The sequence below is a fragment of the Antribacter soli genome (assembly GCF_021568775.1).
Classification (GTDB): domain Bacteria; phylum Actinomycetota; class Actinomycetes; order Actinomycetales; family Cellulomonadaceae; genus Antribacter; species Antribacter soli.
In genome coordinates this window covers 33,682-56,688 of record NZ_JAKGSG010000025.1, presented here as the reverse complement: position 1 = coordinate 56,688, position 23,007 = coordinate 33,682, and the positions used below count along the sequence as shown (strand labels likewise).

Annotated in this window: 19 protein-coding genes; 12 read left to right on the top strand and 7 right to left on the bottom strand. The window is 74.5% G+C overall.

Translation table 11 applies throughout. The features are described from left to right. Positions 1 to 3: 3 nt before the first annotated feature. The 7 genes from L1785_RS07710 to L1785_RS07680 are packed head-to-tail and all read left to right on the top strand — an operon-like array spanning position 4 to position 12,490. Positions 4 to 1,569 (top strand): pyridoxal phosphate-dependent decarboxylase family protein, encoded by a 1,566-nt coding sequence (locus L1785_RS07710; protein ID WP_236088633.1) that lies wholly within the window; start codon positions 4 to 6, stop codon positions 1,567 to 1,569. Then, positions 1,566 to 3,074 (top strand): lysine N(6)-hydroxylase/L-ornithine N(5)-oxygenase family protein, encoded by a 1,509-nt coding sequence (locus L1785_RS07705; RefSeq protein ID WP_236088632.1) that lies wholly within the window; start codon positions 1,566 to 1,568, stop codon positions 3,072 to 3,074. The genes L1785_RS07710 and L1785_RS07705 overlap by 4 nt, the downstream gene beginning before the upstream one ends. Beyond that, positions 3,071 to 5,563, top strand: coding sequence for a GNAT family N-acetyltransferase (locus tag L1785_RS07700; RefSeq protein ID WP_236088631.1), 2,493 nt, complete (start codon positions 3,071 to 3,073; stop codon positions 5,561 to 5,563). The genes L1785_RS07705 and L1785_RS07700 overlap by 4 nt, the downstream gene beginning before the upstream one ends. Beyond that, positions 5,560 to 7,989: a penicillin acylase family protein gene (locus L1785_RS07695; RefSeq protein ID WP_236088630.1), complete on the top strand. Its 2,430-nt coding sequence runs from the start codon at positions 5,560 to 5,562 to the stop codon at positions 7,987 to 7,989. Before L1785_RS07700 ends, L1785_RS07695 begins: the two co-directional genes overlap by 4 nt. After that, on the top strand, positions 7,986 to 8,669 hold the full coding sequence (locus L1785_RS07690) for a GNAT family N-acetyltransferase (protein WP_236088629.1): 684 nt from the start codon (positions 7,986 to 7,988) through the stop codon (positions 8,667 to 8,669). The genes L1785_RS07695 and L1785_RS07690 overlap by 4 nt, the downstream gene beginning before the upstream one ends. Positions 8,670 to 8,693: 24 nt before the next feature. Next, positions 8,694 to 10,667, top strand: coding sequence for an ABC transporter ATP-binding protein (locus L1785_RS07685; RefSeq protein ID WP_236088628.1), 1,974 nt, complete (start codon positions 8,694 to 8,696; stop codon positions 10,665 to 10,667). Further along, positions 10,664 to 12,490, top strand: a complete 1,827-nt coding sequence (locus L1785_RS07680; protein WP_236088627.1) for an ABC transporter ATP-binding protein — start codon at positions 10,664 to 10,666, stop codon at positions 12,488 to 12,490. The genes L1785_RS07685 and L1785_RS07680 overlap by 4 nt, the downstream gene beginning before the upstream one ends. Here L1785_RS07680 and pdxR read toward each other — a convergent pair. Then, positions 12,487 to 13,824, bottom strand: a complete 1,338-nt coding sequence (gene pdxR / locus L1785_RS07675) for a MocR-like pyridoxine biosynthesis transcription factor PdxR (RefSeq protein ID WP_236088626.1) — start codon at positions 13,822 to 13,824, stop codon at positions 12,487 to 12,489. The two genes, L1785_RS07680 and pdxR, sit on opposite strands and share 4 nt — an antisense overlap. Before the next feature lie 71 nt (positions 13,825 to 13,895). Between pdxR and L1785_RS07670 the strand changes: the two genes are divergently transcribed. Then, the gene (locus tag L1785_RS07670; RefSeq protein ID WP_236088625.1) at positions 13,896 to 14,588 is read left to right on the top strand and encodes a pyridoxamine 5'-phosphate oxidase family protein; all 693 of its coding nucleotides are present in this window, start codon (positions 13,896 to 13,898) and stop codon (positions 14,586 to 14,588) included. Between the two features lie 52 nt (positions 14,589 to 14,640). Here L1785_RS07670 and L1785_RS07665 read toward each other — a convergent pair whose 3' ends face one another. Together L1785_RS07665 and L1785_RS07660 are read right to left on the bottom strand one after the other, a co-directional pair. Next, positions 14,641 to 15,408 carry a DUF1851 domain-containing protein gene (locus tag L1785_RS07665; RefSeq protein WP_236088624.1) on the bottom strand — a complete coding sequence of 256 codons (768 nt, stop codon included), beginning with the start codon at positions 15,406 to 15,408 and terminating at the stop codon, positions 14,641 to 14,643. Positions 15,409 to 15,531: 123 nt separating this feature from the next. Next, complete coding sequence (locus L1785_RS07660; RefSeq protein WP_236088623.1) at positions 15,532 to 16,509, bottom strand: LysR family transcriptional regulator; 978 nt, start codon at positions 16,507 to 16,509, stop codon at positions 15,532 to 15,534. 96 nt (positions 16,510 to 16,605) lie between these two features. Here L1785_RS07660 and L1785_RS07655 point away from each other — a divergent pair, with 96 nt between their 5' ends. From L1785_RS07655 to L1785_RS07645, 3 genes are read left to right on the top strand one after another with little or no spacing between them, the layout of a single operon-like run. Then, positions 16,606 to 17,586, top strand: a complete 981-nt coding sequence (locus tag L1785_RS07655) for a threonine ammonia-lyase (protein ID WP_236088622.1) — start codon at positions 16,606 to 16,608, stop codon at positions 17,584 to 17,586. 10 nt (positions 17,587 to 17,596) lie between these two features. Beyond that, positions 17,597 to 18,217 carry an L-threonylcarbamoyladenylate synthase gene (locus L1785_RS07650; protein ID WP_236088621.1) on the top strand — a complete coding sequence of 207 codons (621 nt, stop codon included), beginning with the start codon at positions 17,597 to 17,599 and terminating at the stop codon, positions 18,215 to 18,217. 9 nt (positions 18,218 to 18,226) lie between these two features. Continuing rightward, positions 18,227 to 19,633 (top strand): UTP--glucose-1-phosphate uridylyltransferase, encoded by a 1,407-nt coding sequence (locus tag L1785_RS07645; protein ID WP_236088620.1) that lies wholly within the window; start codon positions 18,227 to 18,229, stop codon positions 19,631 to 19,633. A gap of 44 nt (positions 19,634 to 19,677) precedes the next feature. On the opposite strand, the gene L1785_RS07640 is transcribed toward L1785_RS07645, so the two are convergent. After that, entirely contained in the window at positions 19,678 to 20,337 is a 660-nt protein-coding gene (locus L1785_RS07640; protein ID WP_236088947.1) for an IMPACT family protein, read from the bottom strand. Between the two features lie 68 nt (positions 20,338 to 20,405). Between L1785_RS07640 and L1785_RS07635 the strand changes: the two genes are divergently transcribed. Beyond that, positions 20,406 to 21,002 (top strand): tyrosine-type recombinase/integrase, encoded by a 597-nt coding sequence (locus L1785_RS07635; RefSeq protein ID WP_236088619.1) that lies wholly within the window; start codon positions 20,406 to 20,408, stop codon positions 21,000 to 21,002. Positions 21,003 to 21,029: 27 nt separating this feature from the next. Here the strand turns inward: L1785_RS07635 and L1785_RS23185 are convergent, their stop codons facing one another. From L1785_RS23185 to L1785_RS07620, 3 genes are read right to left on the bottom strand one after another with little or no spacing between them, the layout of a single operon-like run. After that, the gene (locus L1785_RS23185; protein ID WP_236088618.1) at positions 21,030 to 21,731 is read right to left on the bottom strand and encodes a GNAT family N-acetyltransferase; all 702 of its coding nucleotides are present in this window, start codon (positions 21,729 to 21,731) and stop codon (positions 21,030 to 21,032) included. A 43-nt stretch (positions 21,732 to 21,774) separates the two neighbouring features. After that, on the bottom strand, positions 21,775 to 22,383 hold the full coding sequence (locus tag L1785_RS07625; protein WP_236088617.1) for a Dps family protein: 609 nt from the start codon (positions 22,381 to 22,383) through the stop codon (positions 21,775 to 21,777). Between the two features lie 31 nt (positions 22,384 to 22,414). Next, the gene (locus tag L1785_RS07620; RefSeq protein WP_236088616.1) at positions 22,415 to 22,981 is read right to left on the bottom strand and encodes a hypothetical protein; all 567 of its coding nucleotides are present in this window, start codon (positions 22,979 to 22,981) and stop codon (positions 22,415 to 22,417) included. Between the last annotated feature and the right edge of the window lie 26 nt (positions 22,982 to 23,007).

The following is a 23,007-nucleotide window of genomic DNA, read 5'->3' as shown; positions in this document are numbered from 1 at the left end:
CGCATGCCGTCACTCCTGCCCTCGGCGATCGACGCCGCCGCGAGCCGTGTGCCGCACGACCCGACCGCGCTTCTGCGCGGCGCCACGGCCGAGCACTACGCCCGCACGGTCCACGCCGTGGTCGACGACGTCGCGGCGCGCCTGGCCGCGGTGACCCAGCCCTTCTCGGGCGCGAGCCGCGGCGAGCTCGAGGCGCTGGTCGACGCCGTCGACCTGGACGCGCCGGGCGCGGGCACCCGCGTAGCCCTGGAGGAGGCCGCGGACCTGTACGCGACGCACGCGATCTGGTTCCACGACCCCGCGTACGTCGCGCACCTGAACTGCCCGGTCACGGTGCCGGCGGTGGGCGCGGAGGCGATGCTCGCGGCGATCAACACGTCGGTCGACACCTACGACCAGTCGACGGTCGCGACCCTCATGGAGCAGCGGCTGATCGAGTGGACGGCGGGCCGCATCGGCTTCCCGGAGACCGCCGACGGCGTCTTCACCTCCGGCGGCACGCAGTCCAACTTCCAGGCCCTGTTCCTCGCCCGGCAGCGCGCCCTCGCGGGCCTCAGTGGCATGGACCGCGTCCTGGCGCAGGCGCACCTGCGCATCCTCGCGTCGGACGCGAGCCACTTCAGCGTCGCCAAGTCGGCGCTGCTGCTCGGGCTGCCGGAGGATGCCGTCTTCACGGTGAGCACGGACCTCACCGGCCGACTCGACCCGGAGGCGCTGGCCGCCGCCCTGGTCGACGTCGAACGCACCGGGGACCGCGTGATGGCGGTCGTCGCGACCGCCGGCACCACGGACCGGGGCCGCATCGACCCGCTGGCGCCGATCGCGGACCTGTGCGACGCCACCGGCACGTGGCTGCACGTCGACGCCGCCTACGGGTGCGGACTGCTCGTGAGCAACGCCCGCCGCCATCTCCTGGACGGCATCGAGCGCGCCCGCTCGGTCACGGTCGACTACCACAAGGCGTTCTTCCAGCCGGTCTCCTCCAGCGCCCTCGTGGTGCGCGACCGCGCCGACCTCGGGGCCGTCGCCTGGCACGCCGACTACCTGAACCCGCTGGAGAACGCCGAGCCCAACCAGGTCGACAAGTCGCTGCAGACCACGCGCCGCTTCGACGCGCTCAAGCTCTGGACCACGCTGCGCGCCCTCGGCGCGGACGGCATCGGCGCGCTCGTCGACGCCGTCTGCGACCTCGCCGACGAGGTGCATGCCGAGCTGGTCGGGGACCCCGACCTCGAGCTGATCGGCCAGACCGACCTCAGCACGGTCCTGTTCCGGTTCGCCCCGCAGGGGCTGGCGCCCGAGCACGCGGACGCGCTCGTGCCGCAGGTGCGTCGCGTCCTGTTCGACTCCGGCCGCACCCTCGTCGCCAAGACGGTGATCGACGGCCGCCCCTGCCTCAAGCTCACGCTGCTCAACCCCGACACCACCCGGGACGACGTGCGCGCCGTGCTCGACCTGGTGCGCTCCGCGGCTCGCGGCCTGCTCGCGGGCGAGGAGCTGCTCGACGACGACACCCCGCCGTGCCGCACGGTCCACCCCCGACTGACCCGGAGCGCCGAGATCTCATGACCACCACCTACGACCTCGTCGGTATCGGGATCGGGCCGTTCAACCTCGGGCTCGCCGCCCTGTCCGACCCCTTGCCGGACGTCGACGCCGTGTTCCTCGACCAGGCCGACGGCTTCAGCTGGCACCCCGGCATGATGCTCGAGGGCGCCACGATCCAGGTGCCGTTCCTCGCGGACCTCGTCACGATGGCCGACCCGACCTCGCCCTTCTCGTTCCTGGCCTTCCTCAAGGCGACCGGCCGGCTGTACCCGTTCTACATCCGCGAGTCGTTCTTCCCGCTGCGCTCCGAGTACGACCAGTACTGCCGCTGGGTGGCCGACCGCCTCGGCACCCTGCGCTGGGGCCGCCGCGTCACGTCGGTGACACGCGAGACGACGCCGGACGGCGACGTCTGGGCCGTCACAGCGGTCACCGCGGACGGCGTCGAGAAATACTGTGCCAAGCACGTCGTGCTCGGCGTCGGCACGACGCCGCGGGTCCCGCAGGCCCTGGCGGGCCTGCTCGGCCCCGGGGACGGCGCGGGCACCGGCCCGGTCGTGCACACCTCCGACTACCTCCCGCACCGCGACGCGCTCGTCGCGAGCGGGGCGGTCACCGTGGTGGGCAGCGGCCAGAGCGCGGCCGAGGTGTACCGGGACCTCCTCGAGGGGATCGACGACGGCTACCGCGTCGACTGGGTGACGCGCTCGCCGCGGTTCTTCCCGATGGAGTACACGAAGCTGACGCTCGAGATGACGTCGCCGGAGTACACGGACCACTACCACGCCCTGCCGCAGGTCCTGCGGGACCGCCTCGGCAGGGAGCAGCGCAACCTCTACAAGGGCATCAGCGGCGACCTCGTCGACGACATCTACGAGACCCTCTACCGCAAGTCCGCCCTCGGCCGGCAGGTGCCCACGACGCTGCTCACCGACACGGAGGTGGTCGCGGCCCGCCGGGACCCCGAGGGCGGGTACGTCCTGAGGCTCCGGCACGCCCAGCTCGCCGAGGCCGGCGGCGAGGCCGAGGTGGAGCACCGGACGAACGCGCTCGTCGTCGCGACGGGCTACGGCTCGTCCGTGCCGGCATTCCTGGACCCGGTCGCCGACCTGCTCGACCTCGACGACGGCGGCCGCTTCGTCGTCGCGCGCGACTACACCGTCGACCGCGGCCGCCGCCTCCACGTGGTCAACGCCGAGGAGCACACGCACGGCGTCACGGCGCCCGACCTGGGCTTCGGCGCGTGGCGCAACTCCGTCATCCTCGCGTCGGTCACGGGCCGCGAGCCCTACCCGATCGAGCGTCGCGTCGCCTTCCAGCAGTTCGGGCTGCCCGACGGCGGAGCCGCACCGGGGTCCCCGCGAAGTATTCCGCAGCGAAGCAAGGAAACGTCGTGGGGTGAGGGCGGCGGAGCCGCACCGGGGTCCCCGCGAAGTATTCCGCAGCGAAGCAAGGAAACGTCGTGGGGTGAGGGCGGCGGAGGTCACCTCGCGCAGTCGGCCGTCCTCGCGGAGGTGGCCGAGTGAGCGCCCCCGCCGTCGCCCCGCCGTTCACGACGCCGACGCGGGTGGGCCCTGTCTCGATCGAGCCCTTCGACGCGGACCGGGACGCCGCCCTGCTCCAGGGCTGGCTCGCCGACCCGGCGTCGGCGTTCTGGCAGATGGGCTCCCTGTCGGTCGGGGAGGTGCGCGACTACGTCGCCGGCGTCGTCGCCGACCCGCACCAGGACGCGTGGCTCGGCCGCCGCGACGGCGAGCCGGTCTTCTTCGCGGAGACGTACGACCCGGCCCGCGTCCTGCTCACCGGCGTCCACGATGCGCTACCCGGCGACCTCGGCATGCACGTCCTCGTCGCGCCGCCGCGGGGCGGCCACCTGCCCGGGCTCACCGACGCCGTCTTCACGGCCGTGCTGCGGTTCTGCCTCGGCGCGCGGTCCGACGGCGGGCGCGGCGCCCTGCGCGTCGTCGTCGAGCCGGACGTCCGCAACGAGCGTGTCGCGGCGAAGAACGCGGCCGCCGGCTTCCGGGTGCTGCGGGAGGTCCCGCTCCCGGGCAAGCGTGCCGCGCTGTCGGTCTGCACGCGCGAGGACTTCGCGGCCTCGCCGCTCGGGACCGGCTGGGGCGCCGAGCCCGACCTTGCCGGGCACCTGCGCCCCGACCTCGCCGACCGCGCCCACCGGCACCTGGTCGCCAAGGCGATCGCCGAGTTCACGCACGAACGGCTCTTCCTGCCCGAGCGCGCCGACGGCACGTCCGCAGACGGGTGCGCGGTGCACGAAGCGCCCGTCGACTACGTGCTCGGCATCGAGACCGGGCACCTCGGCCGGGCTCGTGTCGAGTACCGCTTCGCCGCCCGCCGGTACGCGCTGGAGCACTGGGTGATCGACGAGGCCTCCCTCGTGCGCGCGGCACCGGGTGCGGGGCCGGCGGGCACCGAGCGCCTCCCCGTCGACGCTCTCGAGCTCGTCGCCGAGCTGCAGCCCCTCCTGGGCGTGCCCGACGATCTCCTGCCCGTGTACCTCGAGGAGCTGTCCTCCACCCTGGCCGGCACCGCCGCCAAGCTCGACCGTGAGCTGGCAGGCGAGTCGCCGTCCACGGCGCAGCTCGTCAGTGCCTTCACGAGCGGGGCCATCACGAGCGAGGCGCTCGCCGGCGGCACCGACCCGGCCACCGCCTTCCAGGCCGCCGAGGCGGCCATGACCGAGGGCCACCCGGGCTTCGTCGCGAACAACGGCCGCATCGGCTTCTCGCTGAGCGACTACCGTGCGTACGCCCCCGAGCGCGGCGAGCGCCTGCGCCTGATGTGGCTCGCCGCCCGGCGCGAGCACGCCCACCTCGCGCTCGGCGCCGGCCAGACGGAGGAGGGCCACTACGGTGCCGAGCTGTCGTCCGCCGAGCGGGCCGCCTTCGCCGACCGGCTCACCTCGCGCGGCCTCGACCCCGCGGACTACCTGTACCTGCCGGTCCACCCGTGGCAGTGGGAGCACCGGGTGCCGATCACGTTCGCGGCCGACGTCGCACGCGGCAACCTCGTGCCCCTCGGCCCCGGCGCCGACGAGTACCAGCCGCAGCAGTCGATCCGGACGCTGTTCAACCGCACCCGCCCGGCGCGGCACTACGTGAAGGTCGCCACCGCGATCCAGAACATGGGCTTCCTGCGCGGCCTGTCGCCCGCGTACATGCGGCCCACGCCCGCGATCAACGACTGGGTCGCCGACCTCGTCACCCGCGACGCCACCCTCCAGGCGGCCGGCTTCGGCGTGCTGCGCGAGATCGTGTCGGTCGGCTACACGGGCGACGTCTACCACCGCACCCCGCAGCCCAACCCGTACCGCAAGATGCTCGCCGCCCTCTGGCGGGAGTCGCCCCTGCCGCGCCTGGCGCCCGGCGAGCGGGTCGTCACCATGGCGTCCCTGCTGCACCGCGACGCCTCCGGCGAGGCCTTCGCGACGGGCCTCGTGCGGGCCTCCGGCATCGCGCCCGAGGAGTGGCTGCGCGCCTACCTCGACGCGTACCTCTACCCGCTCGTGCACTGCCTGCTCGCCCACGACCTCGCGTTCATGCCGCACGGCGAGAACCTCATCCTCGTCCTGCGTGACGGCGTCGTACGGCGCGCCCTGATGAAGGACATCGGCGAGGAGATCGCCGTCCTCGGCACGGGGCCCCTGCCCGCCGACATCGAGCGCGTCCGGGCCGTCGCCCCCGACACGGAGAAGGCGCTCGCGGTCTTCACGGACGTGTTCGACGGCGTCCTGCGCCACCTCGCGGGCATCCTCACCACGGACGGGGTGCTGCGGGAGGGCCGGTTCTGGGCGCTCGTCGCCGAGACGATCGACCGGCACCGAGCCGAGCACCCCGGGCTGGAGTCGGGCGTGGACCTGCGCGCGGCGCGGTTCGACCACTCGTGCCTCAACCGCCTCCAGCTGCGCAACACGCTGCAGATGGTGAACCTCGCCGACCAGTCGGCGTCGCTCATCTACGCCGGCACGATGCCCAACCCGGTGGCGCGGGGATGAGCGCGCCCGACTTCGAGCTGTTCCGCGACGACCTGGGCGTGCCGCACGTGCGCGCCGCGGACGAGCTCGCCCTCGCCTACGGGCAGGGGTACGTCACCGCGCTCGACCGCGGCTGGCAGATCGAGGTGGACCGGTGGCGGGCCGCGGGCCGCCTCGCCGCCCGGTTCGGCCCGGGCGGCCTGGAGTGGGACCGGTTCGCGGTGCGCGTCCGGCTCGCCGACACGGCGCGGCGCGTCCACGCCGCGCTCGGACCGGCCGAGCGGGAGTGGCTTGCCGCGTACACGGCGGGCGTGAACGCCGGTCTGGCCGGACCTCCGGGTGCGGGCGGCGGGCGCGACGCCCCTGAGCTCGCCGCCCTCGAGGCGGGGCTGCCCGGTGCGATGCCCGCGCACGAGCCGTGGCCCGACTGGGCCCCGCTCGGGGTGTTCCTCGTCGCGCACGTCCTGTTCAGCGGGTTCCCGAACGTGCTGTGGCGCGACCATGTCGCCCGCACCCTCGGGCCCGAGCACGTCGGCCTGTTCGCCACCGACGGCGGCCCGTCCTCGGGCTCGAACGCGTGGGCGCTGCACGGCTCCCGCACCGCGTCGGGTGCGCCGCTGCTCGCGGGCGACCCGCACCGGCTGATGGAGCTGCCGGGCGTGTACCAGCAGGTGCGCCTCGCGTGCGACGACCACGACGTCCTGGGCCTCGCCTTCCCCGGCGTGCCGGGGGTGGGGCACTTCGGGCATGCGGGGTCGGTGGCGTGGGGGATCACGAACGCGCTCGCGCACCACGTCGACGTCTTCGAGGAGCGGCTGGCGGAGGTCGGCGGCGAGCTGCGGGCCTACGGCCCGGACGGGTGGGAGCCGGTCGTCACCGGCATCGAGATCGTCCCGGTCCGGGGGAGCGAGGCCGTCGAGGTCGCCTGGGTGGAGACGTCCCGCGGGCCGGTGGTGGCCGGCCTGCACGACGACGCACTCGCCCGCAGCGGTGCGCTCGGGACGCCCGTGTTCAGCGTCCGGACGGCTGCCCGGGCGGACGCCGACCTCGGCGTCGCGTCGTGGCGCTCGCTCCTGCGCGCCCGCACCGCGGATGACGTCGCCGAGGCGTTCGCCGGCTGGGTCGACCCGGTCAACCGGGTGCTCACTGCCGACGCGGGCGGCACAGTGCTGCGGCTCTCCGCCGGCCGGGTGCCGCAGCGGCAGCAGCGCGAGCGCCTGCTGCCCGTGCCGGCATGGACCGACGCCGCTCGGCCCCGCCCGTGGGCGGTGCTGCCCGCTCCCGAGCCGGTGTACGGCGTCGCGGTCGACGCGAACGAGCGCCCCGCCCGCCCGGGGCACGACCTCGGGTGGGCGTACTGCGAGCACCGGGCCGACCGGATCGCCGGGCTCCTGGCAGCGGGCCCGGGGCTGCCGGCCGCCGACCAGGACCTGGGTTGCGGAACTGCCCCGGATACCGCGACCAGCGTCCTGGTCGGCCCGGGTTCGCCGCGGCCGGGCTGGTCGGCCGAGGGCTTCGAGCCGGTCCACGGCGACACGAGCCACCCCGGGGCGGCCGCGCTGCTCGATTACCTGCGTGACGCCGACGACGTCGAAGGCCCGGCGACCGCCGCCAGCACCGACGACGTCGAAGGCCCGGCGACCGCGCGGCTCCTCGACCGGCTCCTGGCCTGGGCCGACGCCGGCGCGCACATGGACGCCGCCTCGCCCGAGGCCGCCCTGTTCGCCCGGTGGCGGCACGCGCTCGTGCGTCGGCTCGCCGCCCACCCGGCGCTCGCTCCGCTGCACGCCGAGCCCGTGGCGTTCGCCGGCGTGCTCGCGCCGTGGTTCGCCGTGACGGCACGGGTCGGCGACGGGCTGGCGCAGCTGCTGGCGTCCGGCCCGGTCGACGCCCGCGCGGAGGCGAGGGCCGCATGGGCAGAGGCTGCCGCCGAGGTGGTGCACCCGGGCGAGGCGTCCGACGTCGGGCACGAGGAGCCGACGTGGGGCGACCGCCATCGGCTGCTGCCGCTGCACGCGCTCGCCGAGGCCGGCCTGGCCGCCGACCTGCAGGCCCTCCCGTCCCTGCCCCTGTCCGGCGACACCGACACGGTGCGCTGCACCGCAACCGTGCCCGGCACGACGAACCTGACCTGGCGCGGGTCGGTCGCCCGCTGGGTCTGGGACCTGGCCGACCGGGAACGCAGCCGGTGGGGCGTGCCCTTCGGGGCGAGCGGCGACCCTCGTTCGCCGCACTTCGCCGACCAGCACGAGACGTGGGCGCGGGCCGGGACCGTGCGCGTGACCACGGACCGGGCGCGGCTGCGCCCCGTCCGGATGGACGAGAGGGCTGGGGTCCGGATGGACGAGAGGGCTGGGGTCCGGATGGACGAGAGGGCTGGGGTCCGGGAGGGCGATTGGGCTCGGGCCCGCAACGATGTTGTGACTCGGACGGAGACGTTGGTATGAGCGGGCGCGAGGGACGGCTGCTGAAGGGTGACCGCGGCGAGGAGGTGTGGCGCGGGGACTTCGGCGCCGCGGGCACCGTGACGGCGCACCTCCTGGACCCGGACGGCGACCTGGACGTGCTGCACGACTGGGTGACGAAGCCGAGGGCCGTGTTCTGGGGGCTGGGGGACCTCACGCGCGAGGAGCTGCGCGAGACGTACGAGTTCGTCGAGTCGCTGCCGACCCACGACGCGTACCTCGTCCGCTGGGACGGCGAACCGGTGGTGCTGCTGCAGGCGTACCACCCCGAGGACGACCCGGTCGCGTCGGCCTACGACGTCCAGCCCGGTGACCTGGGCTTCCACTTCTTCCTCGGTGCGCACGGTCCTGGTGCGCACGGTCCTGGTGCGCACGGCCCCGGCCGGCCTGCGACGTGGTCGGTGCTGGGACCGTCGATCATCGAGTTCCTCCTCGCCGGGCCGGGCACCGACCGGCTCGTGGCGGAGCCCGACGCCCGCAACGAGAAGGCCGTGGCGCGCGTGGCCGAGCTGGGCTTCGAGCTGGGGGAGCGCGTCACCTTCGAGTCGGCCCACGGCCCCAAGGATGCCCAGCTCGTGTTCCTCGGCAGGGCGCGGGGCGAGGCGGTGTCGGCGGCGCTGCGAGGCGAGGCCGCCCGGCAGATAAGTGCTTACGCTAAGTAACGACCTGGAGTAATAATGAGGGTGATGCCAACCACACCACCCTCCCCAGCGCCTGCCCTGCCCGACGATCCTCGAAACGTATCGACGCCGCCCGCAGACCTGTCGACGTTCGGCTCGGTCCGCCGCCTGTACCCGTTCGTCCGCCCGGCCCTGCCGCGGCTGGTCGGCGGCCTGCTCTCCGCCCTGGGCGCGAGCCTCGCGGCGCTCATGATCCCGCAGGCGCTCAAGTGGGCGGTCAACGGTCCGCTCGCCGCGGGAGCCCTCGAGCGCGACTGGCGCGGCCTGGCCATCGCGGTCGGGCTGGTGCTCGTCCTCGGGCTCGGCGAGGCCGGCCTGATCCTCCTGCGCCGCACGCTCGTCATGTTCCCGGGCACGCGGGTCGAGGCGGAGATGCGCATGGCGCTCTTCCGTCACCTCCAGGACCTCCCGATCGCGTTCCACGACCGGTGGCCCGGCGGGCAGCTCCTGTCCCGCATCATGGGCGACCTGGGCCTCCTGCGCCGGTGGCTCATCTTCGGAGTGCTCCAGCTCGTGGTCAGCATCACCACGGTGGTGGTGGGCGTCGGCATCCTCGTCGCCTCCGCCGGCTGGCTCGGCCTCGTGTACCTCGCCGGTGCGATCCCCGTCGTCGTCATCGTGTTCCGGTTCTCCCGGAAGTACCGGCTGATCTCGCGCCTGTCGCAGGACCAGTCGGGCGACCTCGCCACCACCGTCGAGGAGTCCGTCCACGGCATCCGGGTGCTCAAGGCGTTCGGCCGGGGCCGCGACGCGCTGGAGACCTTCACCGGCCAGGCCGACGAGCTGCGGCGCACCGAGATGCGAAAGGCCTCCGTGGACGCCGGGCTGATGACGAGCCTCACGCTCATCCCCGAGGTCACCATCGCGGTCTGCGTCGTGCTCGGCACGCTCCTCGCCGCCGACGGCCAGGTCACGGTCGGCGACCTCGTCATGTTCTTCGCCACGACCGCCGTCATCAACGGCCCCGTCGTCGACCTCGGCATGACGCTGTCGATGACGCTCAACGCCCGCACCGCCGTCGACCGGTACTTCGAGGTGATGGACGCCCGCAACCCGCTCACGGACCCGGCCCAGGACGACGCGGCCCCGGCACCGGCCGACTCCGCACCGGCCCCCGCCACGGCCGACCCCGCCACGGCCGACCCCGCCACGGCAGGCACCGTCGAGCTCCGCGACGTGACGTTCCGGTACGAGGACGCCGAGCGGCCCGTGCTGGAGCACGTCCATCTCGTGCTGCCCGCCGGGACCACGACGGCGCTCGTCGGCCTCACGGGCTCGGGCAAGTCGACGCTCGCGATGCTCGTGCCCCGCCTGTTCGACGTGACCGACGGCGAGGTGCTCCTCGACGGCGTCGACGTGCGCCACCGGACCCGCGCCCAGGTACGTGCCGCGATCGCCGTCGCGTTCGAGGACCCCACCCTGTTCTCCGCCTCCGTGCGCGAGAACGTCCTGCTCGGCGTCCCCGACGAGCTGGCCGCCGACGAGCGGGAGGCCCGCCTGCACGAGGCCCTCGAGGTCGCCCAGGCGCGCTTCGCCGCCGAGCTGCCGCAGGGCGTCGAGACGCGCATCGGCGAGGAGGGCCTGTCCCTGTCGGGCGGCCAGCGCCAACGGCTCGCCCTGGCCCGCGCCGTCGCCGCCCGCCCGCGCGTCCTCGTGCTCGACGACCCGCTCTCCGCGCTCGACGTCGCCACCGAGGAGGCCGTGACCGAGCGGCTGCGCGACGTACTGCGCACCACCACCAGCCTCGTCATCGCGCACCGGCCCTCGACCGTGGCGCTCGCCGACCGGGTGGCCGTGCTCCGCGACGGCCGCATCACCGCAGTGGGCACCCACTCCGAGCTGCTGGCCACCGACCCCCACTACCGGCACATCATCTCCAGCCTCGAGGAGGACTACGCCGCGCACCCGCACGACGGCGACCTCGACGACGTCGAGGACGTCACCGCCGAGCTGACCGAGCCCGAGGAGGCCCGCCCGTGACCGCCGCACCCGAGACCCGCCGCCCGACCGACGCCGCCTCGGACGACGAGACCCGCCTCGACAAGGCCACCAGCCGCGCCGTACGGTCCCGGTCGCTGTCGCTCCTCGGCAACCTCCTGCGCCCCCACGGCAAGGGCCTGACCTGGTCCGGCGCCCTCGTGGTCGCCTCGACCGCCGGGCAGGTCGCCGGGCCCTGGCTCGTCGCCCTGGCCATCGACGACGCACTGCCCGCCCTGCGCGACGGCAACCCCGGGATGCTCGTCGCGATCGGCGCCGGCTACCTCGTCGCGGCCGTCGTCGCCGGGCTCACCATCGGCGCCTACCGCCGCTCCGCCGCCCGCATCGCGCAGGCCGTCATGCTCGAGCTGCGCCGCCGGGTCTTCCGCCAGACCCAGCGCCTGTCCCTCGAGTTCCACGAGTCGTACACGTCCGGGCGGATCATCTCCCGCCAGACGTCCGACCTCGAGGCCCTGCGCGAGCTGCTCGACGGCGGCCTCACCGGCGTCGTGTCGTCCCTGCTCGTCATGGCCTTCACGTTCGTCGGCCTCACCCTGCTCGACTGGCGCTCCGGCCTCGTCCTGGCGGCGGCGTTCGTCCCCGCGTGGTTCCTGACCCGGTGGTTCCAGGCGCGGTCCCGGGTGTACTACCGCGAGCAGCGCACGGCGTCGGCCCGTCTCATCGTCAAGTTCGTCGAGACCATGACCGGCATGCGCGCCGTCCAGGCGTTCCGCCGGGAGTCCACCACCGAGGCCGCCTACGAGGCGCTCGGCGACGAGTACCGCGAGGCGAACCTCCGTATCTTCGGCGTGAACGGCCGCTACCAGCCGGGCCTCGTCCTGATCGGCAACATGACGGTGGTCGCGGCGCTGGCCGTCGGCGGGTGGCGCGTCCTGGGCGGGTCGATGGAGGTGGGCGTGCTCGTCGCGGCCCTGCTGTACGTGAAGCGGTTCTTCTTCCCGATCCAGCAGCTCGGCATGTTCTACAACGCGTTCCAGTCGGCCGCGGCCGCGCTGGAGAAGGTGTCGGGCCTGCTGGCCGAGGAGCCGACCGTCGTCGAGCCGAAGCAGCCGGTCCCGCTGCCCGCCGCGCGCGGCGGGCTCGGCCTGGACCACGTGCGGTTCCAGTACGGCGACGGCCCGGTCGTGCTGCCCGACCTCGACCTGACGATCCCTGCCGGGCAGACCCTGGCGCTCGTCGGCACCACGGGGGCGGGCAAGTCGACCATCGCGAAGCTCGTCACGCGCTTCTACGACCCTACCGAGGGCGCCGTCCGGCTCGACGGCGTGGACGTGCGCGACCTCGCGTCGCGCGACCTGCGACGGGCCGTGGTCATGGTGACGCAGGAGGCGTACCTGTTCAGCGGGACCGTGCGCGAGAACATCGCGCTCGGCCGGCCGGGTGCCACGCAGGACCAGGTCGAGGCGGCGGCCCGGGCCGTCGGCGCCCACGAGTTCGTCATGGCGATGCCCGAGGGCTACGACACCGACGTGAACAAGCGCGGTGGCCGCGTCTCGGCGGGGCAGCGTCAGCTCCTGTCGTTCGCGCGCGCCTTCCTCGCCGACCCGGCTGTGCTCGTGCTCGACGAGGCCACGTCGTCGCTCGACATGCCGGGCGAGCGCCTCGTGCAGCACGGGCTGCAGACCCTGCTCGCGGACCGGACGGCGATCATCATCGCCCACCGCCTGTCCACCGTCGCGATCGCGGACCGCGTGCTGGTCCTGGAGCACGGCCGCATCGTCGAGGACGGCACGCCGGCCGAGCTGATCGCGGGGGAGGGCCGCTACGCCGCGCTCCACGCGGCCTGGCGGGACTCGCTGGTCTAGCGGCCCTCGGTCAGGCCGCGCGTGATCGCGGCCAGCGCGCGGTCGAGCTGGTCGTCGGTCACGCCGCCGAAGCCGACGACCAGCCCGGTGAGCGTTGCCGACCGGCAGTAGTCGGTCAGCAGGTTGACGTCGAAGCCGGCGGCCCGCGCCGCCGCGCGGGCCGCCAGCGCGTCGGCCTGGGGAAGCAGCCAGGTGGAGTACATGCCCGCCTGGGGCCCCGCGGGGACACCGTGGGGCGCGAGCGCCCGCGCCACCCGCGGGGCCCGTTCCGCGTAGACGCGGCGGGCGGTCCGCACCACCTTGTCGAGCCAGCCGTCGCGCAGCAGCGCCAGCAGGGCCCGCTGCGCCGGCCAGGAGGGCGCGTCGTGCGTCACGGCCCGGCGACGCTCGATGTCCTCCCGCAGCGACGGCGGCGCCACGAGCCACCCGACGCGGAGGCTGGGGGAGACCGACTTGGCGGCGGTGCCGAGGTAGGCCACGCGGGACCTGTCGAGCGCGGCGAGCGCGGGAACGGGGGCGACGTCGTACCGGAACTCGGAGTCGTAGTCGTCCTCCACGACGACGGCGTCGGCCGCCCGCGCGGCCCCGAGCAGGGCGAGCCGGTCGCCTGCCGGCATGACCCGGCCGAGCGGGTGCTGGTGCGCGGGGGTCACGTAGGCGGCGGCGCAGCCCTGCAACGTCGTGACGGGTGCCGTCGCCGGGAGGTCGGCCACCTTGCGGCCCGCGGTCTGGACGGTCTCCACCGCGGCCCGGTAGCCGGGGTCCTCCAGGGCGACGGGGCCGGGCGGCAGGGCCGGGAGGAGGTGGCGCAGGCCGTCGGTCGTGCCCGCGGTGACGAACAGCTCGTCCGGGTCGACCGTGAGCCCGCGCGTCCGGGCGAGACGCTCGGCAAGGGCCGAGCGCAGCTCGGGGAGGCCGCGCGGGTCGTCGTAGCCGCGCGGCGGGGTCGCCGCGGAGACCTCGCGCCAGGCGCGGCGCCAGCCCGCGAGGTGCCGGGGGTCGATCCAGGGTGTTCCCGCGTCGAGTTGCACGAGCGCCGGCGGCGGGGTCGCCCGCCGGAGCGGCGTCACGACGGCGGGCAGCGGGCCGCCGGAGGCGACGAACGTGCCGGACCCGTGCCGGGCCTCGAGCCACGCCTCGGCGCGGAGCTGGTCGTAGGCCTGCTCGGCCACCGAGCGGGACACGCCCAGGTCGGCAGCCAGCGCCCGGCTGGAGGGCAGGCGGTCGCCGCGGGTGAGCGTGCCGGCCACCACGAGCGCGCGGATCGCGCCCGCGAGCTGGGCCGGCAGCGGCTCCGGCCGGTCGCGATCGAGGCGGACAGGGAGCGTGGCCATCGAAGTGTCCTGTCGAGATGGTGCGAAAGTGGCCCGTGACGGCAGGCCACCCGGGGGCCGATGCTACCGGCATGAGCACCTCGGCCCCCCTCTCGACGACGACGCGCACGACCCCCACCCGCGGCCGCAACCGCATGGTGACCGACCGCCGTCGGCTGCTCGCCCTCCTCGCCGACGGGCTCGTCGCCCACCTCGGCGTGGACGGCGGGCCGCACCCGGTGGTGCTGCCCGTCGCGTACGCGGTGGACCCCTCGGGTCCCGACGACGGCGGCACGCTCTACCTCCACGGGTCGGTGGCTGCGGGCTGGCTCGGCCGCGCGCTCGAGCGCGACGTCTGCGTGAGCGTCACGGAGCTGGACGGCCTGGTCGCCGCCCGGTCCGGGTTCAACCACTCCATGAACTACCGGTCGGCCGTCGTGATCGGCCGGCCGCGGGTGGTCGAGGACGACGCGGAGCGCGTGCGTGCGCTCGACGCGATCGTGGACCACATGATCCCTGGCCGGTCGGCGACCCTGCGGCCCGCGACCCGCAAGGAGCTGGCTGCGACCGTGGTGCTCGCGCTCCCGCTGGCCGAGGCGTCGATGAAGGAGCGGGCGACCGGCCCGGTCGACGAGCCCGCCGACGTGGCGGCCGGCACGTGGGCCGGGGTGATCCCGCTCCGCCGGGTGGCCGGCGAGCCCGTCGCTGCCGACGACGCGGTGGGCGGCGTGCCGCGCGACGTGGCGCGACGGGCGGAGCAGCTGGCGCGGACCCCGCCGAGATAGGCGTGCGGTCGCGAGACAGGCGCGTCGGGCGCCCGTCTCGCGGTCGGGTGGTTCACGTCCAGGCGGGCCAGCCCTGCTGCTGCGGTGCCCCGTACGTGCCGGGGTGCGGGTCCTGCTCCTGGTCGTAGACCTGGTCCGCCGCGAAGTGCGATCCATGGCGGGGCGCGGCCGGAGTCGCGGTCGCTGCCGGGGCGACGGCGGACGCGGGCACCGGTGCCGCGTACCCGTACCCGGCGAAGCCGTTGTCGCCGAACCCGTTCGACCCGAAGCCGTTGTCCCCGTAGCCGCCACCGGATCCGTAGCCACCGGCGTCGTGGCCGGGCAGGGGGAACCCGTCCTGGCCGTGGGCCGCGGCCGGGACGATGCTCGCGGCGAGTGCGGGCACGCCGCCGTCGGGCACGATGCCCCGCAGCTCGCCGTGGATACGGCCGGCGAGGTTCGCCGCGATCGCGAAGCGCAGCGGCGCGAGGCTGTCGACCGACATCGTGCCGGTCACGGCCGGCGGGGGCAGGAAGGCGAAGACCTCGTCGTCGGCGATCTGCATGCCACCGCTGACGGCCAGGTTGAGGGTCTCCTCGAGGAGGTACTCGGCACGACCCTCGGAGCTCTCGAGCTCGGCGAACATCTCGTCCATGCTGGTCCAGCACATCTCCAGCGTTCCCTCGACGGTGTCGAGGAACCACCACCCCTGGGCGGACTCCAGGAACATGTCGCCGAAGCACGACGCGAAGCGGGGCACCTTGTCCTCCACACCGAGCCAGGACCACGACGACAGCGCGAACTCGTAGGCGTCCGGGGTGAACTCGCGGATGAGGTGCACGAGCCGAATGGTGCCACGGTGCTCAGGGGACCGAAACCCCCTGGCGAGACATTCCGGCTATTGGACTGGCACCTTCACATAGGTTTTGCCTGCCCGAAACATCCGGTCCGGGTGTCGCCCGGGTCACTCCTGAAGGGTATGGCCCGCCGCGACGAGGCGGCGCACGAGCTCGCGCGCTGGCGGCGCCGGCTCACCCACCGTGAGTGCCAGGACCCTGCGCTGGGCGCCGGCCAGGGGAGTGGTCGCCACGCCGGGATGGCGGTGGGCGCGCAGGGCGAGGTCCGGCAGCACGCTCACGCCTGTCCCGGCGGCCACGAGGGCCTGCACCGCCACGTAGTCGTCCGTCTCGAACGCGATCCGCGGGGCGAAGCCCACGGCGCCGCAGCGCGCCACGAGGTCGGCCCGGCAGCGCTCGCACCCGGCGATCCAGTCGGCATCGGCGAGGTCGACGAGGCTCGTCCCGGCCATCCCCCCGGGCATCGCCGGGACCGTCCCGCCGGTGGTCCCGCCGGTGGTCCCTCCGGGGCCCGTCGAGGGCGTGCCCGACGTCGCAGGGCCGACCAGGTGCACCGGCTCGTCCAGCACGGTGGTCACCTCGAAGCGCGACAGGTCCTCGACCGATCGGGTGTGGCGCACGTCGGTGTGCTCGAAGACGAGGGCGACGTCGACGTCGCCAGACGCGAGGGCCGCGACCGCCTCCGGGGGCTCGGCCTCGACGAGCCCGACCGAGAGGCCGGGGTGGTCGCGCACGAGCCGGGTGATCGCGTCCGGGACGAGCGTCGCCAGGGCCGACGGGAACGCGGCCAGGCGGGCCCGGCCCGCCCGCAGGCCGGCGAGGGCGTCCAGCTCACGCCGCGCGCCCTCGACCCGGCCGAGGATCTCCTCGGCGCGGGTCGCGAGCAGGCGCCCGGCCTCGGTCAGCCGCACGCCGCGGCCGGCCCGCTGCAGCAGCGGGATCCCGGCTTCGGCCTCGAGGCGGCTCAGGTGGTGGCTCACGGACGGCTGCGCGTAGTGCAGGTCCTTCGCGGCGGCCGTGACGGAGCCCGTGCGGGCGACGGCGGCCAGCACGCGCAGGCGGGTGAGGTCGAGCTCGGCGGACATGTGTCCAGCCTACCGCTTACCTATCGGCTCCATCGATCGGTAGCGGCATGAACTGGTATTGGACCTATGGGTCGGGGTGCGCGCACGCTGGGAACCATGAGCACCCTCGCCGCCGTCCTCGCCGCCCGGTCCCGGCTCGCGGGCCTGGTCGTGCACACGCCCGTCGCGACGTACGCCGACCTCGACCGCGCGACCGGCGCGAGCGTCGTCGTCAAGCACGAGAACCTGCAGCACACCGGCGCGTTCAAGGCCCGGGGAGCCCCCAACCTCCTGCTGACCATGGGCCCCGCCGAGCGCGCCCACGGCGTCGTCGCCTACTCGACGGGCAACCACGCCCAGGGGGTCGCCTACGCCGCCCGGCACACCGGCACCGCGTGCACCATCGTGATGCCGCGGGACCCCAACCCGCTCAAGCTGCGGGCGGTGCGCGACCTCGGCGCCGACGTCGTGCTGCACGGCGCCACCTTCGACGACGCCCGGGCCCACGCCGAGCAGCTCGCCGCCCGCACCGGCGCCCGGCTCGTCGGCGCCGCGAACGAGCCCGCGATCGTCGCCGGGGTCGGCACGCTCTACCTCGAGCTGCTCCTGCAGGCCCCAGACCTCGACACGATCGTCGTGCCCGTCGGCGGCGGCTCCGGGGCGGCCGCCGCATGCCTCGTCGCGTCGGCCGTCGCACCGCACGTCGAGGTCGTGGCCGTGCAGTCCGCCGCCTCGCCCGCCGCCCACGACTCGTGGCGGGCCGGCGAGCTCCTGTCCCGCCCCAACGCCTCCCGCGCCGAAGGCCTTGCCACAGGCACCGGGTTCGCCCTCACGCAGCAGGTCCTGCGGGCGCACCTCGCGGACTTCGTCCTCGTCACCGACGACGACATCACCCGCGCCCAGGCGCTCTACCTGACCGCCGCCCGCACCGTCGCCGAGGGGGCGGGGGCTGCCGCCCTGGCGGCCGTCGTCGGGCAGCCCGAGCGCTACGCAGGGCAGCGCGTCGGCGTCGTCTGCACCGGCGGGAACGCGAGCACCGCGGAGCTGCGCCGGGCGCTGGGCGCCCCGGAGACGGCGAGTACCGCAAACCGGGCATAGGCTCGCGAGCATGGCCCGGTACTTCGATGTGCACCCGACCGACCCGCAGCCGCGCACGATCGGTCAGGTCGTCGACCTGCTGCGCGGGGACGCGCTCATCGCGTACCCCACGGACTCGTCGTACGCACTCGGCTGCCGCATGGAGTACCACGACGGCGCCGACCGGATCCGCACGATCCGCGGCCTCGGCGACCGGCACCACTTCACGCTCGTGTGCTCCGACTTCGCCCAGCTCGGGCAGCTCGTCAAGCTGGACAACAACGCGTTCCGGGCGATCAAGGCCGTCACGCCCGGTCCCTACACGTTCATCCTCCCGGCGACGGCAGAGGTGCCGCGCCGGCTCGCCCACCCCAAGAAGAAGACCGTGGGCGTGCGCATCCCGGACTCCCGCGTCGCGCAGGCGATCCTGCGCGGGCTGGGGGAGCCGCTGCTGTCGTCCACGCTCATCCTGCCGGGCGCGACGGAGCCGATGACGGACGGGTGGACCATCAAGGAGGAGCTCGACCACGTGCTCGACGCCGTGGTCGACGGCGGCGACGCCGGCACCGTGCCGACCACCGTCGTCGACTGGTCCGAGGGCTACCCCGAGGTGGTCCGGACAGGTGCGGGGGATCCCACCCGGTTCGAATAGTCTGGCCGCATGACGAGTGCGACGGGGCTCCAGCACGCCCGCCAGAAGATGTCCGACGCGGGCGTGGCCGAGGCCGCCATCGAGACGTTCACGCGGTTCTACGGCCTCCTGGAGTCAGGGGCGACCGGGCTCGTCCGCGAGGCCGACGTCGAACCCCTGCCCGACCTGCCCCGGCACGCCGACCTCACCGTCAGCCCCCAGGACGCCGCCGACGCGCTCGCCCGCACCGCCGTCATCAAGCTCAACGGCGGCCTCGGGACCTCCATGGGCATGGACAAGGCGAAGTCGCTCCTACCCGTCCGGGAGGTGGCCGACGGCGGGACGCTCACGTTCCTCGACGTCATCGCCGGGCAGGTGCGCGCCGCGCGCAAGGCGACCGGCGCCCGCCTGCCGCTGCTCCTCATGAACTCGTTCCGCACGCAGGCCGACTCGCTGGCCGCCCTCGCGAAGCACCCCGACCTCGCCGTCGACGGCCTGCCCTCGGACTTCCTGCAGAACCGCGAGCCCAAGCTCCTCGCCGACACCCTGGAGCCGGTCTCCTGGCCCGCCGACCCCACGCTCGAGTGGTGCCCGCCCGGCCACGGCGACCTCTACGCGGCCCTGCACGCCTCCGGCGTCGTCCGCGCCCTGCTCGACGCCGGCTTCCGCTACGCCACCATCTCCAACTCCGACAACCTCGGCGCGGCGCCCGACGGCACCATCGCCGCCTGGTTCGCTGCCTCCGGCGCCCCCTACGCCGCCGAGATGTGCCTCAAGACCCCCGCCGACGTCAAGGGCGGCCAGCTCGTCGTCCGCAAGGCCGACGGACGCATCATCCAGCGCGAGACCGCCCAGACCCACCCCGACGACCTCGAGGTCTCCCTCGACCCCACCAGACACCGCTACTTCCACACCAACAACCTCTGGTTCGACCTGGAGTCGCTCGCGGCCGAGCTCGACCGCACCGGTGGCGTCCTGGAGCTGCCGCTCATCCGCAACGAGAAGACCGTCGACCCGACGGACCCGACGTCGCCGAAGGTGATCCAGATCGAGTCCGCCATGGGTGCGGCCGTCGCGGTCTTCGAGGGCGCCGTCGCGATCGAGGTGGAGCGGTCCCGGTTCCTGCCCGTCAAGACGACGAACGACCTCCTGGTGCTGCGGTCCGACGTGTACGAGCTGAGCGAGGACTACCGCCTCGTCGCAACCGGCCCCGCGCCGCTCGTGGACCTCGACCCGAAGCACTACAAGCTCGTCGGGGGCTTCAGCGAGCGCTTTGCTGAGGGTGCGCCGTCGCTGACCGACGCCGAGTCGCTGACGGTGCGCGGGGACTGGACGTTCGGCGCCGGGGTCGTGGCGACGGGCAAGGCCGCGCTGGAGGACACGGGCGAGCCGGCGCGCGTGCCGGACGGCGCGACGGTGGGCCCGGACGGGATCTGATCCCGGGCGGCGCGGCGGCGGTCGCCCGGTCGTGAGCCGTGTGGTCAGGCCGGGACGTCCACCACGCGGTCCGCGCCCGTCTCGGGCGTGACCGTGCCCGCGGTGGCGGCCGCGACGTCGTCGTGCAGCTCCTGCAGGTGCGCGGGCGGGACGAGCAGGCGCAGGTGCGCCACGGCGTCGTAGGAGGGTTCGCCCACGACGGCGCCGTGGCCGGCCGCCCAGTCGCGCAGGAGGTTGTCGAGGCGGCCTGCCTCGGCGTGGGCGACCGCGACGGTGACCTCGGTGAGGACCTCGCGGCGCAGCATCAGCCCGGCGGCGGCCGCGGCGTCGAGCGCCTCGGACACCGAGCCCGAGTAGGCGCGGACCAGGCCGCCAGCGCCGAGCAGGACCCCGCCGAAATAGCGCGTGACGACCGCGACGACGTCGGTCACGTCGCGGTGGCGCAGCACCTCCAGCATGGGCACGCCCGCGGTGCCGGAGGGCTCCCCGTCGTCGGTGGAGCGCTGCTGGTCGGCGTGGGTACCGATCACCATGGCGACGCAGTGGTGCCGGGCGTCCCACATCTCCTTGCGGACCCGCGCCACAACGGCCTCCGCCTCGCCGACGCTCGCCACCGGCGCGAGGTGCGCGAGGAACCGGGACTTCTTCACGACGAGCTCGTGGTCCACCGGCCGGGCGAGGGTCCCGGGAAGGGCAGGGAGCAGGTTCACCTGTCGAGCCTATCCGGCGTGTCTCCCTGGATAAATAGTGTGCCAAGCGCTTCACTAGACCCATGACCAGTAACGACGTCGTCTCACCAGTCAGCTCGGACGAGGGGGTCGCTCGGTACCCGCGGCCGCCGGTCACGCTCGAGGAGGCGGAGTGGGTGTGGCGCGAGCTGTCCGTCGAGGCGCTGCGGCCGGGCACGAAGCCGGAGACGGTCCGCCTGGCCGTCATCACCGGGCTGGTGCGGTCCACGGGCGCCCGGTACGGCGACCTGCTGCGCCTGCGCGTCGAGGACCTCGACCTCGGCCCGACCGCCGCGCGCGCGGGGGAGGGCAGCGTCCTCGTGCGGCACGGCAAGCACCTGACCGAGCGCCGGCACGCGCTGCCGCCGGAGGTCGTCCTGGTGATCCGGCACTGGATGGTGGTCCGGGAGGAGCTCGCCGCCGAGCTCGAGGGCTCCGTCCCGCGCGCCCTGCTGCTCACCGTGCACCACACGCACGACAACGGGACGACGGTGGCGAGCGGCCTGCCCATCACGCGTCAGGGGCTGGTGCTGTCGTGGCGCCGGTTCGCCCACCGGACCAACGCCCGCTACGGGGCGCTGCGCCCGCCCCTGCCGACGCGGTTCGAGCAGGTGCGCCGCGCGTGGGTCACCGAGGAGTGAGCCGGCCCGGCCCCCGCCCGGCGACGCTCAGGCCGTCTTGATCCCCAGCAGCGGCGAGTGCGGGCGGTGGGAGGGCAGCTCGGCGAAGCCGTAGCGGTCGTAGAAGGAGCGCGCCCCGACGTTCGCGGGGTCCATGCCGAGGTGCACCCCGGGGACGCCCCGCGCGGCGAGCCCCTCCCGGAGCGTGTCGAGCAGCCGGCCACCGAGGCCGAGCCGCTGCGCCTCGGGCAGCAGGTCGATGTGCAGGTGCGCCGGGTAGGCGGCGAGCTCCTCGGGCGTGAGGCCCCTCGTCAGGCGCGTGGCGTCGGCGCCGTCCCGCAGGAGGTCCGCCTCCTTGTAGCGGGGGTCGCGGCCCGTCGGAACCCCGGGCGCGGGATGCCGCGCCACGAAGCCGGGCGCCCACTCGCGCGCCCACCACACGGCGAACTCGACGGTGTCGGCGACGCCGATCACGTAGCCGACCATCCGGCCGTCGGCGACGCTCAGCGTCTCGGCGGCCGGGTCGGCGTCGCGCGCCGCCCCCACGTCGGGCGCGACGACGACCCAGGCGAGCTCCGGGGAGTGGTCCACGTACGGCAGGGCGTAGACCTCCGGCATGAGGAGGTCGTCCGAGTAGAGGCCGCGCGCATCGCCGCCGCCCGCGGCGGTGCGGACGCAGATCTCCGCGACCGCGTCGCGGTCGCCGGGCCGGTACGGGCGGATCGTGGGCTGCACAACGTCGTCGGTCACGCGGGCGAGGCTAGCGTGCGGCCCCGCCCTCCGGAAACCGACGTCAGCGCGCCTTCGTCGCCTTCGTCGCCTTCGTGGTCCGGTCCCCCTGGCTCGCCTTGCGGGCGGCCTCGAGCTCCGTCGTGGCGCCCTCCGTCGACAGCACGCCCGCCGAGGACTCCAGGTGCGCACGGACGAACCAGTGGAACATCTCGAGATCGTGCAGGTGCCCGATGAGCAGGTCGTTCGTGACGATGTCGAGCTGCTCGGTGTCCTTGGCGGCCTTGCGGTGCGACTCGATGACGCCCTCGTACACCTCGTCGAGCGCGCCCAGGTGCTCGATCACGGTGGCGCGGCCCAGGTGGTAGTCCTCCCAGGTGCGGGCGGCGACGAGCGCTCCGGGCGTCCCGACGGGCGCGACGCCGAGGGTGGCGATCCGCTCGGCGATGGCGTCCACCATGAGCCGCACGCTGTCGACCTGAGGGTCGAGCATCTCGTGCACCGCGATGAAGTTCGGCCCGACGACGTTCCAGTGGATGTGCTTGAGCGTCAGCTGCAGGTCGTTGAGCGAGTTCAGGCGTTCCTGCAGGATCTCCGCGACCTGCGCGCCCTGCTCGACGGTGAGCGACGGGACGGTGTAGCGGGGCAGGGGACCAGACTTCTTGGCGGACACGACAGCCTCCTCGGGTGTGCCTCGGATCTGCTCAGACCCGTCCATCCTGACCCTGGAGCACGAGGCTCGCCAGCAGGACGAGGGCGATCCCGCCGACGAGCACGCCCACCGCGACGGAGGCCCCCGACGCGACGAGGGCGATGGCCCCCAGCCCGAGCGTCCCCGCGACCACGACGGCGTCGCGCCGCCACCACGCCGCGAGCGCCGCCCGTTCGGCGTGTGCCGACGAGGTGACGTGGTCGGCCCACCAGGCCAGGCGCGTGACGAGGTACGCGAGGGGTGCGAGGACGAGCGCCCACGGGTCGAAGGGTGCGAGCGAGGACCCGAGGAGCAGTACGCCGGACGCGACGAGCACGACGCCCACGACGGCGGGCCGGGGCCGCACCACGAGGAGGGTCACGAGCGCCAGGGAGACGGGCACGACCAGCAGGGTGCTGAGCTCTTCGGTGCGGGCGCCCGCGCCGGCCAGGAGGAGCGCGGCTGCGGCGCCGAGGGCGACGCGCAGTGCCCAGCCGGGCACGGTGGGCCCGGTCTCGACGGTGACGCGGGGCAGCGGACGGTCGGCGAGCCTGGTGCGTCCTGTCAGGGGCCGGCTCATCGGCGCTCCCTCGTCGTGGCTCGCGA